Genomic DNA, 15,475 nt, shown 5'->3' with positions numbered 1-15,475 from the left:
ATATATCATTTTTAAACAGGGTAAAAGACGGGAGTTTAATACTGCTGCTTCCATTGGATTTCATTAAGATCTGCAAACAAGGTAATATCTTCAGCAATCTGTTTTAACAATGCTAAGCGATTTTTTCTTATTTGATCATTCTCATCCATTACCATCGTATGATCAAAAAATGCGTGAATCGGCTCAGTTAACTTTGAAAGTTCATCGAGCGCATCTTCTGGTCTTTCTTCTGTCATAGCTTGTTGATAGCTGCTGTGAACAGACTGAAAAGCAGCATATAAATTGGTTTCTGATTCATTGGCAAACAGCGACGGATTCACCTGATTGCTATCTGCTTTTTTCGCAATATTAAGGACCCTTCCTAATGCTTCGTGAACCGGTTTGAAAGCCTCATCCTGACGTTTTCCGCCTAGGATTACCGCCTTTTCAAGAGTCACAGGATAGATTTGTATTCCTTTGGCCAGTACGGCGTCTACGATATCTGGATCCATTTTCTCTTCACGAAGTAAATATGCAGCACGCACCTTGAAGAACTCCTCAAGATCCTCAACAATTTCCTCTTGGGGACGAGTTGGCAGCCCTAATTCCTGGTACATTGAAAGTACAAGATCCAGAAGAGTCTCGACTCTGATAGACCATCCTTGTTTTTGCAGCGTCTGAAGGACACCTAGTGCTTGCCTTCTCAGTCCATAAGGATCTTGAGAACCAGTGGGAATAATTCCAATAGCTATTGAACCAACGATCGTATCTAATTTATCTGCAATACTGACGATTGACCCCACTAGAGTATCAGGAAGCTCACCATTTGCCTGTCTCGGCATGTAGTGTTCATTAATGGCCCGTGCCACCGCTTCATCTTCTCCAAAGATCCGCGCATACTTTTCTCCCATAATACCTTGTAATTCTGTAAATTCATCTACCATATGTGTAACTAAATCAAATTTACAAATCTGCGCAGCTCTTTTGGCTTGCTTAATTTCTCGATCTTCAAGATTGAGGAGCTGGCTTATTTTTTCGGCAATTTGATTTACTCGCACTGCCTTATCATGTAGCGTACCTAGTTCTTCCTGGAAGACCATACGGGTGAGCTTGGCTGTTTTTTCTTCCAGAGTCCCTTTTTGATCTTCTTCAAAGAAGAATTGAGCATCAGCAAGACGGGCTCTTAAAACTTTTTCATTCCCTTTAGATACATTTTCAATATAATTTTCATCTCCATTGCGTACCCCTGCAAAGTAAGGAAGTAACTCTCCCGTTTGATTTCTTACAGGGAAATATCGCTGATGTTCTTTCATGGAAGTAATTAACGCCTCTTCAGGAACTTGTAAAAAATCCTCCTGGAAGGATCCACTGAACACGGTAGGATACTCTACTAAATGGGTAACCTCGGTAAGTAAATCTTCATCTAATATAAGTTTCCAATCTTTCCTCCGCTCTAGTTCTTTAAGCTGAGCTAAAATGGTTTCTTTTCTGGCATTAGCATCAGCAATTACATATTCTTCTCTCAGAACATCTTCATAAGTTTCAGCGGATGGTAATACCGTTTTATTCCCAAGGAAGCGGTGGCCGAATGTAAAACGATCCGCAGGTACATTGGCAATTTCTAACGGGATGACTTCATCTCCGTAAAGCGCAGCAATCCAACGTATGGGGCGGGCATATCTTAGATCTAAATTACCCCAGCGCATATTCTTAGGAAAGGTTATGTTTAGAAATACGTCTTTGAATTCTTTTAATAGTTGGATGGTGTTCTTCCCTGCTATAAATTTATTAATGTGCACGTATTCGGTACCATTAATCTCTTTAAAGTAAATATCCTCTACACTCTTACCTTGACCTTTAGAAAAACCGATTGCGGCCTTTGACCATTCTCCTTCTTCGTTTAACGCTATTTTCTTAGCAGGACCTTTGGCCTCTTCTTCTACATCCGGCTGTTTGTCAGCTGTCTCTGAAATTTGCACCGCTAATCTTCTAGGAGTTGAGAAGATCTTGACAGAACCATAAGGAATTCTCTGTTCCTTCAGCCAAGCTTCTGTTTTCATTTGCAGCTGATCGACTGCGTCTTCCATAAACCTTGCGGGCATTTCTTCTAAACCGAGCTCAAACAATACTGTTTTAGTCATGGCTGCCACCCTCCTCTTTTAGCATAGGGAACCCTAAACGTTCACGTTCCTCCACGTAGGTTTTAGCAATTTTACGGGCAAGATTTCTAACTCGGCCAATATAGCCAGTCCTCTCAGTTACGGAAATAACTCCTTTGGCATCTAGCAGATTAAAGGTGTGTGAACATTTCAGAACATAATCATAGGCAGGAAACACTAATCCTTTTTCCATAATCCTGGCTGCTTCTTTTTCGTACGTATTGAATAACTGAAAAAGCATTTCCTCATCAGATTCTTCAAAAGTATAAACCGAATGTTCAACCTCAGGCTGCATAAAAATATCTCCTACGGTTACCCCATCGGTCCACTCTAATTCAAAGACGTTTTCTTTATCTTGAATATAAGATGCAAGGCGCTCTAGTCCATAAGTGATTTCCGCAGATACAGGACGGGCTTCTAAACCACCTATTTGCTGAAAATAAGTAAATTGAGTAATCTCCATTCCATCAAGCCAAACTTCCCATCCGAGTCCGGCCGCTCCGAGAGTTGGATTCTCCCAATTGTCTTCAACAAAGCGAATATCATGTTTGGCTGGATCAATGCCAAGTGCTTTAAGCGATTCTAAGTATAATTCCTGAATATGATCAGGGGAAGGTTTCATAATGACCTGGAATTGATGGTGCTGATACAAACGGTTTGGATTCTGACCATAACGCCCATCGGCTGGTCTTCTTGAAGGTTCAACGTAAGCCACATTCCACGGCTCAGGTCCCAAACTGCGAAGCAAAGTCATAGGAGACATTGTGCCTGCCCCTTTTTCTACATCATACGCCTGCATTAATAAGCATCCCTGCTCAGACCAATGGTTTTGCAGCGTTAAAATCATATTTTGGATGTTCATGTTTCTTCCTCCCATCGAATAAAAAAATCCCGTCCCTATGTCATTTGACATAGGGACGGGATTTCCGCGGTTCCACCCTACTTGCTTTCTTTCGTACAGAAAGCCACTTTCAATCGTTTGCTCCAGAATGCCTTCACTGGTCCGTTCTCACCTGACTCTCACTATCACAGGCTCGCTATTGAAAAGGTTGTCAGCTACTACTTTCTTTCCTCGCAACGGTATAATTGGTATATGAAGCATACTCAAAACATAAGAATTTGTCAATCATGGTTATGAAAACAAATCAAGCTGTTTGAGAAACTTTTTGGTTTTAAGAAAATACCCACCATATTGATCATAGTACTCATCCATCAATTGGCGCAAGAATTTCTTATTTTCTTCCTTCATAGAAACTTGACCAAGACGTTTAATATCCATATGTAAAAACAGACGCAGCAGCTTAGATAACGGCTCTGTTAAGCCACGAGAATCAGGATCAAGATGCTTACATCGCACACATAGAAATCCTCCTTCTCTAATGGAGAATGAAAACGGTCCTTCTGGATTTCCACAGTTCACACATTGATCTAACTGAGGAGCAAATCCTGCTTTTTTAAACATTTTCAATTCATAAATATAACTGATAATTTCAGGATCTTTTCCTTCAGCAATCCAAATATAAGATTGAAGGAGCTGCTCAAAAAGAAACGGATCCGGCTGTTTTTCCTCGATGTGTCTGTCAGTCAATTCTGCCAAGTAAGAAGCATAGGCTGTTTTGACAATATCTTCCCTGACTGACCGTAGTGATGTCATCATTTCTCCTTGACTCATCGACCCTAAACCGGATCCTATTTGAAGCAGATACATTCCATGTATAAAAGGCTGAGTAACAGAAGAAGTTCTGCTCTTAGGTTTCTTAGCACCTCGTGCCATTACTCCAATTTTTCCTTTTTCTCTCGTCATCATTGTAACAATTTTATGGGTTTCTCCATAATCCCTAGTCCGGATGACAATGCCTTCTACTTTTTCTAACAATTCGCTCACCTGCTCATTTACAAGTTCTGTTCTTCAGAAGATTCCTGTTCAGATGAGTTCTCTTGCTGATCGATCAGTTGGCTATCAGAGGCTTGCATTTCCTTGATTAACAAATAGGTTTCTATGTTTCCTGTCTGCCGAAATACATTCCATGAGAATTCGAGCACAAGAAACACCGCCTTTCGTATGTCAGTCTTAGAACAATTCGTTACCTTCTTAGAATGCTGCAACTATCTAAAATCATAAGGCTTAAATTTTACCAATCTCTAATATTCATCTGCACGATAGCCAAAGTCACTCAGTTGCATCTGTTTATTTCTCCAGTCTTTCTGGACTTTCACCCATAGCTCCAAATAGACCTTGCTGCCAAGCAAAGATTCAATGTCTTGTCTTGCTCTTTTTCCAACTTCTTTTAACATACTGCCTTGTTTCCCAATAATAATTCCTTTTTGTGATTTACGCTCTACAATAATGGCTGCTTGAATAAAAACAGCATTGGAATTCTTACGGGGCTTAATATTTTCAATAACCACAGCAATGGAATGAGGGATCTCTTCATGAGTTAAGTGCAATACTTTTTCTCTTATGAACTCGCTAATAACAAATCGTTCAGGATGGTCCGTAATTTGATCCTCTGGATAAAATTGCGGTCCTTCCGGCAGAAGGTTTTTGAGGCTTGTGATAAGTTCATTCACATTATTGCCTTCTAATGCTGAAATTGGAATGATTTCTTCAAAATTCAATTTTTCCCGGTATTGATCAATCAAAGGAAGTAATTGATCTGGATGAACACGATCAATTTTATTGATCACTAGAAAAACCGGTTGATCAACTCTTTGTAAGCGATCCAGGATAAACTGGTCGCCACGTCCATATCCCTCTTCAGCATTGATCATAAACATAATGACATCTACTTCATTCAGGGTATTTTCTGCTACATTGACCATATAATCACCTAATTTATGCTTAGGCTTATGGATTCCTGGGGTATCAATAAAAATGATTTGCGACTCTTTATCCGTCATAACCCCCTGGATTTTATTTCTAGTTGTTTGTGGTTTGTCACTCATAATGGCAATTTTTTCGCCAATCACGCGATTCATAAACGTTGATTTCCCTACATTTGGGCGACCTACGATTGTAACAAATCCCGATTTAAAAGGTTCAGGCATTATACTTCCTCCATCATTCACATTTCTTCAATTCTTTGTTTTATTTTACTACATCCTGCCCCTTATTTCACTCTTCTCTAAAAAAGATTAAGAAACTTAGGCAGAAAGATTAACAAGGCGATGATCACGGAGCTTAGGGAGGCAATGAGCACAGCGCCTGCCGAAATATCTTTCATGATTCCCACTAAAGGGTGGATTTCAGGAGCTAAATAGTTGAGAACCCGCTCAATACTAGAATTAACCATCTCCAAAGCTAAGACCAAGGGGATAATGGTAAAGAGCACGGCCCACTCCACCAGACTAATGGACAGAACCAGACCGGCAGCTACCACGAGCCCTGCCGCCAACAAATGAATACGAAAATTTCTTTCTGTACGAGCGACTTCCATAATTCCATTCCAAGCAAACCGAAAACCTATGCTCTTCTTTTTAGGGTCTCTGGAGTCCGAATTCATGAAGAATTTCCTCTTGACGTCCAAACATCTTCAGTTCTTCCTCTTCATTCATGTGATCATATCCCAATAAATGAAGGAAGCCATGAAGAGCCAGAAAACCAAGCTCTCTTTCATAGGAATGGTCATAATCTTCTGCTTGCTCTTTTGCTTTATCCACGGATATTATGATGTCGCCTAACATTAAAGGAATCCCTTCTCCTTTAATATCCATTTCACCCTCACCCTGTTCCTGCATAGCAAACGAAATTACATCAGTAGGACGATCTTTATCCCGATATTGTTTATTTAATTCTTGTATTCTGTCATTATCCACAAAGCTGATGGATACTTCTGATTCAGCGGGAACCCCTTCTTGTTTACTGCTGAATTGCAGAATCCTTTCGATTAAATCATAAAAAGCATCATCGACTGAGGATGTTTCATCATGAAAATCAATTTGAATCATTTATTTGGCCGCCCTTTCTAATTTTCCTGGATTCGGGTACTGAATCCGGGAATGATAAATTCCGTGTAGTGTTTCCCAGATAGATCTTTCTACCTTATTCAATTCTTTAAAAGTTAAATTACAGTCATCAAATTGTCCATCCAACAAGCGGTTTTCAATAATTCCATGCACAATTTCCTGAATTTCTTCTTCTGTAGGCTGGTTAAGCGATCTTACAGCAGCTTCGACAGAATCACATATCGCAACGATGGCAGCTTCTCTCGACTGGGGTTTCGGTCCTGGATATCGATAACTCTCTTCCCTTACCACTGTATCATTTTCTTTCGCTTTATAGTAAAAATACTTCAGTAATGTTGTTCCATGATGCTGTTTGGCAATATCGATAATCTCTTCTGGCAGCTTCTCTTTCTTCAATAATTCTGCTCCGTCATAAGGATGGTTAATAATGATTTCAGCACTCTGCTCGGGATCGAGAAAATCGTGAGGATTTCTCATTCCCATTTGGTTTTCAATAAAGTAATGAGGACGGACGGTCTTCCCTAAGTCATGGTAATAAGCAGCAACCCTTGCCAATAAACCGTTGGCTCCCACAGATTCACAAGCCGATTCGCTTAAGTTAGCCACCATTACACTATGATGATAGGTTCCCGGTGCCTCCGTCAAAATTTTTCTCAGGAGCGGGTGATTGGGATTGGCAAGCATTAACAATTTATTATCAGACAAAAGTCCAAATCCCGTTTCAATAAACGGCAGTAATCCAATGGTTAAAACAGCTGCCAAAAAAGCTGCCATTACACCATAACCGCAATATAGAAACAATTCAAACCATGAATATTTTTCAAATGAAATGAATAAAAAGAATAGTAACGCTAAAATATTTACCCCGGCAACACCCGTACTTGATTTCACAATGGCAAGCTTGTCTTTAGTATTTACGAGAAAGTAGGCCCCTGCTAATTGAGACAAAGCCATGTATATACCTGCCTGAGCATTCAACACCCCAGCAATTTCCCCATTAAATAGCACACAGGCCATTACGGCATAGACTAATGACATGATGATCGCCAGTCTTTCATTGCATAACAGCTTGATAAGCATTGCCCCGGTAGCTGCTGGAAGAGCATAATAAACAGGCTGACTTGTCGTCGCATATAGGCTCATAATTTTCATCATAGTCACCATAAAAAAAGAAACTAATAAAATGACTGCAATATGGCGAATCGTCAGTTTATTGCTTCTCAGCCCTCGTACGCTTTCATAAAACATAATTCCACCCAGTAATAAAGAAAACAAGGCAAGTCCTATAATGGGGAGACCATTTCTCTGTGTATCCAGAAGTCCAGCAATCTGTAGTTCCTCATAAATTTCACTCGTAATGGTAGACCCTTTAGTCACCAGCACTTCCCCTGCCCTGATCATCACGGGCTCAATTTGGGAAGCGGCTTCTTTTCGAGCTTGATCCGTTTTTTGAGGATCAAATAAAGCATTTTCCTTTAGTGCAAATACGCCAATGTCAGAGATGGCAGACTTCATATCCTCGGGTAGACTGGAATATTTAATTTTTAATTTGAGATTATCTTCAGCGTCTGAGAGATCAGCAGCGCGAATCCCGTCTTTAAAAGCAGCCATTAAGGAAGATTCAAGCAGAGAATGGGCTTCATCAAGGTCAGACTTACCGGCATCTACCAATGGCCGAAAGAGCGCTGAAGGAAGTGCTTCAGAAATGTCATCCGACAATAAAGTTTTGAGCTGGGCAGCCTTATCATATGAAGAAGATTCAGCATTCACATTTAAATCTCTGGTTTTATTCACAGCGTCGAATATTTCAGTTACTTTACCTACTCTTTCCTCCGTAATAGCACTGGAAACCGTATATCTCTCATCAACGGATTGGGTAGCTTCTCTGATTTTCTGCTGTGTTTTCCTTTCATTTTCAATTGTAATAGGAGATCTAATCGTTTCATTTGCCGTACTGAATTTTTCTAAGTGATAGGTTTCTGTGTATACGTTAGAAATCGATAATACAAAAAAGAAAAAAGCGAACAACAAGGAGGGAAGGCCGGCTTTTAACCAGAAGCTGTAGCGCTTTATGTATAGCAGCAAACCTCCGCCTGTATGATTATCCATGATAACCTCCCATTACAAATTATTCCAATATAGTATAAGAAATAAGGCCCAATTCTGGGCCTTATGACTGGTCGCTTTCATATGCGTTAATAATACGCTGGACGAGAGGGTGTCTTACCACATCAGTTTGATCCAAATGAATAAAAGCAGACCCTTTCACATGGCTCAGCCTTTCTTCTGCAACTCGCAAACCGGAAGTTACTCCTTTAGGTAAATCCACTTGAGTAATATCTCCTGTAATAATCATCTTTGAACCAAAACCTAAGCGGGTTAAAAACATTTTCATTTGTTCAGGAGTTGTATTTTGAGCTTCATCTAAAATTGCAAAAGCATCATCTAATGTACGGCCTCTCATATAAGCCAGCGGGGCAATTTCAATCGTTCCCCGATCAATCAAGCGCGCCGTGTGCTCCGCTCCGAAAACATCATGTAGAGAGTCGTACAGCGGCCGCAAGTAAGGATCAACCTTTTCCTTAAGATCGCCTGGAAGAAAGCCGAGGCTCTCACCAGCTTCTACTGCAGGACGAGTTAAAATGATCCTTTTCACTTCGCCTTTCTTTAAAGCATTTACCGCCATAATAACGGCTAAATATGTCTTACCGGTTCCTGCCGGCCCAATACCGAACACTAAATCATTTCTCTTAATAGCATTCACATAATTTCTCTGGCCGAGTGTTTTCACCCGAATAGATTTTCCTTTTGCATTCCTGGTTATCTCATCTTCGAAAAGCGCCTCAAATTGATTGATTTTCCCATTTTTAGCGAGCTCAACTGCGTAAACTACATCCCGTTCCGTAACGGTAAGCCCTTTTCGAATAAGAGCTAAAATAGATAAAAGAATATCTTCTACTAATTTCACATGTTCGACCTGTCCGGAAACACTTACTCGCTCGCCTCTGGAAATTATCGAAACGTTTAATTGTCCTTCAATTTGTTTTAGATTTCTATCTTCTGTACCGAACAGCGATAAAGCTTCGGTAGTATTATCCAATTGTATATCGATTGTTTTAAGGTCTTCTTGCATACTCCATCTCCTTGAGTTACTTTCTTAATGATTTCTTGTGACTGCAATGTTCTCATATACTTTAAATAACAGGATTAATTTTACTTTACCATTCTCCTTACGCTCGTGCAAAACATTTTCTTCTTTCACTTCAGCGTCCTTGGAAAGTTGCTGATAAAGCGTTTGCTTCGCGGTGTTCATTCCTCTCTTTATTGCTTCTTCTTTAGAGAAGTCAGCGGATTGTGATTCGTTATGAATATAATATGTGGTTGCTAAATTCACGGGAACATCCCATTTAAATAATTTCCAATCTGAAACGAAATGTTCCTCACGCTCATCCTGACCTTTTTTATGCCACCATCCCCACATAGGGACCTCCACTCGGCCGAATTTAAGATTAAATGCTTTTCTAGTATCCCCATTGGTTAACATCAATGATTGCTTCATGGGAACAGTCAGGCTGGCTTTATACCATGTTTCAGCAACCACTTCCCCTTCAGCCCTGACGAATGTATCACTATCCTCTGCCAATTCCCCTGCCGCAAGCTTTTGTCCTTTTTTAACGATTTCGTTAACGGCAACCAGTGGCTTGCCTTTCTTAATAAATGTTTTAATAACCATTCCTTTTTTTGAGGCGACCAGGTCTGCCGGATGGTTATTGTTATTAATATCCTGTCTTGTTTTTTCTACTCCATAAAGATGATAGCTTGTCCCTTGTTTTTTCACACCAATCCACAGCAAATCAGGAACGTCCTCCAGAAGTTTACTCTGGATTTCGATAGGATCCTTCATCCCTATGGTAAGTTTTCCTGGAGAGACTCCATAGCTCTTTAATTGCTTTTCTACGCTTGCTTCCAGTTCGGGCGTTAATCCATCGACTTTTATCGACCAAAGTGTGTTGGCCAGTAAAAAAACTAAGATTACCGCTATAAGAAATGCGAGAACAAGAGATGTACGCTTTAGCATTTTTTGAAATAGAAATGGAATTCCTTTACGGTCAACTACATGGATTTTGCAGCGATAGGATTTTCTAAGACGTCGGTAAATCGCCCTGTCCTTTAAGCGGATCGACATTTGGACTTCATCTGTACTTACTCGAGTAACATTTGAGATTTGACATCCATTCCTTACACAAGCTTGTAAAAATGGCTCAATTAATTTACCTTTCACACTTATTGTCACAATTCCGAAGAAATAGTCTTGCTGGCTGCTGGACATACCATCCCCCCTTATTCGTGCGCAGGTAAAAATTCAACGGACTTTAGTGTTCCTTCCAGAAGAATTTCCTCTTTCAGCATCATTTTCACTCCTAAATTTTGCCCAGAAATCCTGATTTGCCCCTGTTTATACTGAAGGCGTACTTCCTGATCAGAAAAATGTAAGAGCCCCGTATGGTTCTCTATGTAAACATGTATTGAACCTATTGTAGTTACTCGAGGAAGATCGAGCATTACATCGGAAGGTAAATCGAAGTAGCGTCCTAGCCATGTGCGTATCTGCTGCTGCCATTTTGACATCCGACTTCCTCCCTTCTCTTTTATTTATACGAAAAACGCACGAATTGTATCACTACAATTCGTGCGTTTCCCTATCTTTTTCTTATTTGAGACCGGTGAGGCTTATAAGCACGCGGCGGTCCTAAAATTTCTGCCATGATAATTCCCTCTGCAATACGGTTTTTGTTCCACTTTTTATTTACTTTGATTGGTGAAGTTGAACTATGGTCATTCCCTGCCACATAAACTTCAAGTTCCCTGCCCTTTACCTCCTGCCGGTGAAGGTCCTTGTTAGGTGTTTCATACGTAAATATTGTTGACTGCTTGCCATTCTCTTTTTGATCAGCATCCTGCAGCTGCTTTTTCTTCTTATCATAATACTCGCCTACGCGATCCCTGCTTTGCTCAGAAAACACAGTGTGAGGCTCTAACTCCCTCTCCGGATCTTTATCCTGTTTAGGAACTGCAGGGCCAGATGGGATAGGTTTATCTTCCTTTGACCTCATTCTCTTAAACCAGCTGAATACCCCTGCAATTATAGCGAGCAATACAAATACATTACTAAAGATCATATCAAAAAGGTTTTGCATTTAAATGCGCCCTTTCCTAAAAAATTGCTTATTTTTCGTCATCTTCTGCTTTATTATCAGACATTTTCCCTAACGTTCCACGCATATCAGTATCAGCATTAATATTTTGATAATTCATATAATCCATGACTCCCATCTTCCCAGATCGGAGGGCTTCAGCTAGAGCTTGAGGTACCTCTGCTTCTGCTTCCACCACTTTAGCTTGCATTTCCTGTACTCTGGCACGCATTTCCTGCTCTTCTGCAATGGCCATTGCCCTGCGCTCTTCAGCCTTAGCCTGGGCAATGTTTTTGTCAGCTTCTGCCTGGTCAGTTTGCAGGATAGCTCCGATATTCTTACCAATATCGATATCCGCAATATCAATGGATAAAATTTCGAAAGCTGTCCCTGCATCGAGCCCTTTACCTAATACATTTTGGGAAATGAGATCTGGATTCTCAAGCACTTTATTATGATTCTTACTAGAACCAATGGTCGATACGATTCCTTCGCCAACTCGGGCAATAACCGTATCTTCCCCTGCACCCCCGACGAGGCGGTCTATATTTGCCCTTACTGTAATTCTTGCCTTAGCTTTTACTTCAATCCCGTCCATTGCCACACCAGCTATAAACGGAGTTTCAATCACTTTAGGATTTACACTCATTTGAACGGCTTCTAAAACATCACGGCCGGCAAGATCAATAGCCGCTGCACGCTCGAAGCTTAATTCGATATTTGCCCGCTGTGCGGCTATCAGAGCATTAACTACCCTGTCTACATTCCCACCCGCTAAATAATGACTTTCCAATTGGTTAGTATCTACATTTACTCCTGCTTTGTGCGCTTTAATTAATGGATTGATCACCCTAGAAGGGATAACTCTTCTCAGTCTCATACCTACTAGTGTAAATATACTGATTCTGACTCCAGCAGCAAGAGCACTGATCCAGAGCATAATAGGTATAAATGTAAATAAAACTGCGACCACGATAATGATGATACCTACAATGATAATGGGCATGAGTTCGTTTAATGTCATTTTTTATTCCTCCTGTTTTCGTAGAGAATTGATCGGACGGACCACAATTCGTGATCCTTCTGTTTTGACAACTTTAACTCGCTGTTTAGCCTGGATGAAACCGCCTTCACTGACCACGTCTAAGCGTTCACCTTCCAGTATAGCTGTCCCCGCCGGCCGTAACGGAGTAATCGCTTCACCTTCCAGCCCTATCAGCTCCAGTCTGGTTACTGAAGATAAAAATCCTTTCTCGGCAGAAGCTGATTCATTAAGAATAATATGCCGGAAAAAGCCTCGCTCCATGCCAACGATTTTAAATAAAACGAGAGATACTGCAATCGTAACAAGTAGAGCGATTCCAATACTCATGGCCATATAGCCCATATCTGCTGAGGAAAGCATAAGAGAAGCTACAATCGCTATCAGGCCAGCAATACCTGCGATCCCTCCCGGCAAAAATAATTCAGCTATAATGAGCACCACACCCAGAATCAGCAAAATAACTGCCTCGTATCCTGCAAGACCTGCCACAATATGCCCATAGAAAAAGAGCACTAGAGCAAGAATCCCCATAATACCAGGAATGCCAAACCCTGGAGAGTAAAGTTCCACTACCAGCCCTAAGCTTGCGACGGATAGCAGGATCGGAATGACTACGGGATTTGTCAGGAACCTAGCAAGGTTTTCAGCAAGAGTAGGAGATTCTTCTACTACTTTGGCATCGGATAAACCCAGCTCATTAAGTAATTCTGTGCGATCATCCACAATTCCTTCCGCGTAACCGGTTTCCTTGGCTTCCGAAGGACCTAACGTTAAATATTCCCCCTTGGCCGCTCCGTATTCAGGTAAATCCACCTTTGGATCAGCCATTGCTCTCGCATAAAGCGGGTCCCGGCCATGTGCCTTAGCTGCCGTAACCATCGAAGATATCCATGCTGACTGAGCTTTTTTATCTGCAGCTGTCCCATCAGATTTAATCACTCCTGATGCTCCCATAGTGGCTTGAGGTTTCATGTAAATATTGTCTGTATTCAGAGCTATGTAAGAGCCCGCTGAATACGCCCGGCTGGTGACAAAGGCAGTGTTCGGAATTTTTAAATCCTGTATAATTTCTCCAATTTCACCAGCTGCATCTACCCGGCCGCCAGGGGTGTCTAATTCAAATATCACATGATCCGCACCCTGTTCCAATGCTTCATTAGTGGTCCGCTGAAGGAATGCCGCCATTCCCCGCTCAACTGTATCCTCTATAGGGATGATATACACAAGCTTTCCTTCACCTTGTGCGTAAGCAGGTAAGGAAACTACCTGCAGGAGAGAGAAAGCCCCTGTAACAAGCAAGAAGCTGAAAATTATGATCCGAAAAAATAATTTAGTCATGCTCGATCACCTCCTCTTTAGCTTCCCCGGTGAATACTTGTTATACGATTCAAAAGGAGAATTGGTTTCAAAAAATATGTAAAAAGACCTCTCTTTTAAAAGTTAAAAGAGAGGTCTTTATTCTTTAGGATAAATGCTTTAGTACGAGCTTGTTAACTTGGGATCCATCAGCCTTACCTTTTACTTTCGGCATAATGGCACTCATGACTTTTCCCATGTCACTCTTATCGGAAGCTCCTACCTCTTGAATCGTTTCTTGAACGATTTGTCCAAGTTCTTCTTCAGAAAGCTGTTTCGGCATATATACTTGTAAAATTTCAAGTTCATTATTAAGTCCTTCTACAAGATCATCGCGTCCAGCTTCTTGAAATTCATGGAGGGAATCTTTTCGCTGTTTTACCTCTCGAGATAAAACAGTTAATTCTTCTTCTTCAGATAATGTGTCTTTTCCAAGTTTGATAGCTTCGTTCTGCATAGAAGCCTTGACCATACGAATTGTGGACAGAGTTTTCTTATCTCTCGCCTTCATCGCAGTTTTCATATCCTGGTTAAGACGTTCCGTGATTGTCATCTGCTAACACCCTCTTTAATCACTACTTGCGCTTTCTAGCGGCCTCAGATTTTTTCTTGCGGCGTACGCTAGGTTTATCGTAATATTCACGCTTACGATATTCAGATAGTGTACCACTTTTAGATACATCACGCTTGAAGCGACGAAGAGCATCTTCAAGAGACTCGTTTTTACGAACGCGAGTTGTTTTTGACATGCTATTTCCCTCCCTCCGAAGCAAAAAGACTGTTTCTTCTTTATATGGGAAGTCTCCCATACCTTTGACAATTATATTATAAGGGACACGTATGGTCAACTTATTTTATTAAATAATAGCCATTTATTATGACTTATCAAACAAAAATTCAACCAATTTAATCGGAAAAACCATGGCACAATGTCCCTAAAACATACCATTAAATACCATATTAGCGATTATTAATAATCTGATGTTCCCTGTTCACCGTTCACAATAGAAATCCCTGCGCTGGCACCGATTCTTGTAGCTCCCGCATCAATCATCGCCTTGGCACCAGTATAGTCGCGAACCCCTCCAGAAGCTTTCACGCCCATGTCAGGACCCACTGTCTTCCGCATTAAGCTAATATCTTCAACAGTAGCTCCTCCTCCGGAAAAACCAGTAGACGTTTTTACAAAATCAGCTCCTGCTGCTTTTGCTAATGCCGAAGCCACTTCTTTTTCATTTTCAGATAGTAGAGAAGTTTCGATAATGACTTTAACTAATGCTTTTCCTGCTGCTTCACGTACTACTGCTTCTATATCTTTTTGAACATTCTCTGTATTTCCTGATTTCAATTCACCCACGTTGATGACCATGTCCACTTCTGTCGCACCCTTTTCGATCGCCTGCCGCGTCTCAAAAGCTTTGGTCTCTGTAGTGGTCGCCCCTAGAGGGAAACCAATCACCGTACATACTTTTACATCGGAATTTTCGAGAAGACTATAGCAGTATTCTACCCAATAAGGATTAACACAAACGGAGGCAAAATGATTGTCTCGTGCTTCTTCACAAATTTGTGTGATTTTCTCCTTCGGTGTATCTGGTTTCAGCTGTGTATGGTCGATCATTTTTGCAAGATTTTGGTCCATAACATAAACGTCCCTTTCTTCTTCTAAAATGAGTTGTTCGTACATCTATTGTATCATAGCATGACTATCACAAAAATGCATTAGGATTTCAGCAGTAAAGGTGAACAGTTAGAGTGGAATGTCATTCCAGTTG

General features: G+C 40.9%; 17 protein-coding genes. All 17 read right to left on the bottom strand.

Going from position 1 to position 15,475, the window contains the following annotated elements; translation table 11 throughout:
* Positions 1-35: 35 nt before the first annotated feature.
* On the bottom strand, positions 36-2,120 hold the full coding sequence (glyS, locus tag Q7A53_RS01525) for a glycine--tRNA ligase subunit beta (protein WP_411787345.1): 2,085 nt from the start codon (positions 2,118-2,120) through the stop codon (positions 36-38).
* On the bottom strand, positions 2,113-3,000 hold the full coding sequence (gene glyQ, locus Q7A53_RS01520) for a glycine--tRNA ligase subunit alpha (RefSeq protein ID WP_411787344.1): 888 nt from the start codon (positions 2,998-3,000) through the stop codon (positions 2,113-2,115). Before glyQ ends, glyS begins: the two co-directional genes overlap by 8 nt.
* Positions 3,001-3,270: 270 nt before the next feature.
* On the bottom strand, positions 3,271-4,014 hold the full coding sequence (gene recO / locus Q7A53_RS01515) for a DNA repair protein RecO (RefSeq protein WP_411787343.1): 744 nt from the start codon (positions 4,012-4,014) through the stop codon (positions 3,271-3,273).
* Between the two features lie 17 nt (positions 4,015-4,031).
* Entirely contained in the window at positions 4,032-4,181 is a 150-nt protein-coding gene (locus Q7A53_RS01510) for a YqzL family protein (protein ID WP_411787342.1), read from the bottom strand.
* A gap of 99 nt (positions 4,182-4,280) precedes the next feature.
* Positions 4,281-5,186 carry a GTPase Era gene (gene era, locus Q7A53_RS01505; protein WP_411787341.1) on the bottom strand — a complete coding sequence of 302 codons (906 nt, stop codon included), beginning with the start codon at positions 5,184-5,186 and terminating at the stop codon, positions 4,281-4,283.
* Between the two features lie 77 nt (positions 5,187-5,263).
* Positions 5,264-5,641 (bottom strand): diacylglycerol kinase family protein, encoded by a 378-nt coding sequence (locus Q7A53_RS01500; protein ID WP_411787340.1) that lies wholly within the window; start codon positions 5,639-5,641, stop codon positions 5,264-5,266.
* A complete protein-coding gene (gene ybeY / locus Q7A53_RS01495; protein WP_411787845.1) occupies positions 5,616-6,083 on the bottom strand; it encodes an rRNA maturation RNase YbeY in 468 nt (155 codons plus the stop codon). Before ybeY ends, Q7A53_RS01500 begins: the two co-directional genes overlap by 26 nt.
* Before the next feature lie 3 nt (positions 6,084-6,086).
* On the bottom strand, positions 6,087-8,213 hold the full coding sequence (locus Q7A53_RS01490) for an HD family phosphohydrolase (protein WP_411787339.1): 2,127 nt from the start codon (positions 8,211-8,213) through the stop codon (positions 6,087-6,089).
* Positions 8,214-8,274: 61 nt separating this feature from the next.
* The gene (locus tag Q7A53_RS01485; RefSeq protein ID WP_411787338.1) at positions 8,275-9,237 is read right to left on the bottom strand and encodes a PhoH family protein; all 963 of its coding nucleotides are present in this window, start codon (positions 9,235-9,237) and stop codon (positions 8,275-8,277) included.
* Positions 9,238-9,261: 24 nt separating this feature from the next.
* Positions 9,262-10,434 (bottom strand): sporulation protein YqfD, encoded by a 1,173-nt coding sequence (gene yqfD / locus Q7A53_RS01480; protein WP_411787337.1) that lies wholly within the window; start codon positions 10,432-10,434, stop codon positions 9,262-9,264.
* Positions 10,435-10,445: 11 nt separating this feature from the next.
* A complete protein-coding gene (gene yqfC / locus Q7A53_RS01475) occupies positions 10,446-10,733 on the bottom strand; it encodes a sporulation protein YqfC (protein ID WP_411787336.1) in 288 nt (95 codons plus the stop codon).
* A 71-nt stretch (positions 10,734-10,804) separates the two neighbouring features.
* On the bottom strand, positions 10,805-11,302 hold the full coding sequence (locus tag Q7A53_RS01470) for a hypothetical protein (RefSeq protein ID WP_411787335.1): 498 nt from the start codon (positions 11,300-11,302) through the stop codon (positions 10,805-10,807).
* A 28-nt stretch (positions 11,303-11,330) separates the two neighbouring features.
* On the bottom strand, positions 11,331-12,323 hold the full coding sequence (gene floA, locus Q7A53_RS01465; protein WP_411787334.1) for a flotillin-like protein FloA: 993 nt from the start codon (positions 12,321-12,323) through the stop codon (positions 11,331-11,333).
* 3 nt (positions 12,324-12,326) lie between these two features.
* The gene (locus Q7A53_RS01460; RefSeq protein ID WP_411787333.1) at positions 12,327-13,682 is read right to left on the bottom strand and encodes an NfeD family protein; all 1,356 of its coding nucleotides are present in this window, start codon (positions 13,680-13,682) and stop codon (positions 12,327-12,329) included.
* Positions 13,683-13,806: 124 nt separating this feature from the next.
* The gene (locus Q7A53_RS01455; RefSeq protein WP_411787332.1) at positions 13,807-14,253 is read right to left on the bottom strand and encodes a GatB/YqeY domain-containing protein; all 447 of its coding nucleotides are present in this window, start codon (positions 14,251-14,253) and stop codon (positions 13,807-13,809) included.
* 22 nt (positions 14,254-14,275) lie between these two features.
* Complete coding sequence (rpsU, locus tag Q7A53_RS01450) at positions 14,276-14,449, bottom strand: 30S ribosomal protein S21 (protein ID WP_411787331.1); 174 nt, start codon at positions 14,447-14,449, stop codon at positions 14,276-14,278.
* Between the two features lie 221 nt (positions 14,450-14,670).
* A complete protein-coding gene (gene deoC, locus Q7A53_RS01445; protein WP_411787330.1) occupies positions 14,671-15,342 on the bottom strand; it encodes a deoxyribose-phosphate aldolase in 672 nt (223 codons plus the stop codon).
* Positions 15,343-15,475 lie beyond the last annotated feature (133 nt).

Origin of the sequence: Halobacillus rhizosphaerae, from assembly GCF_046719735.1 — a bacterium.
In the GTDB taxonomy this organism is placed as follows: domain Bacteria; phylum Bacillota; class Bacilli; order Bacillales; family Halobacillaceae; genus Halobacillus_B; species Halobacillus_B rhizosphaerae.
This window is presented reverse-complemented; position numbering and strand designations above follow the sequence as displayed.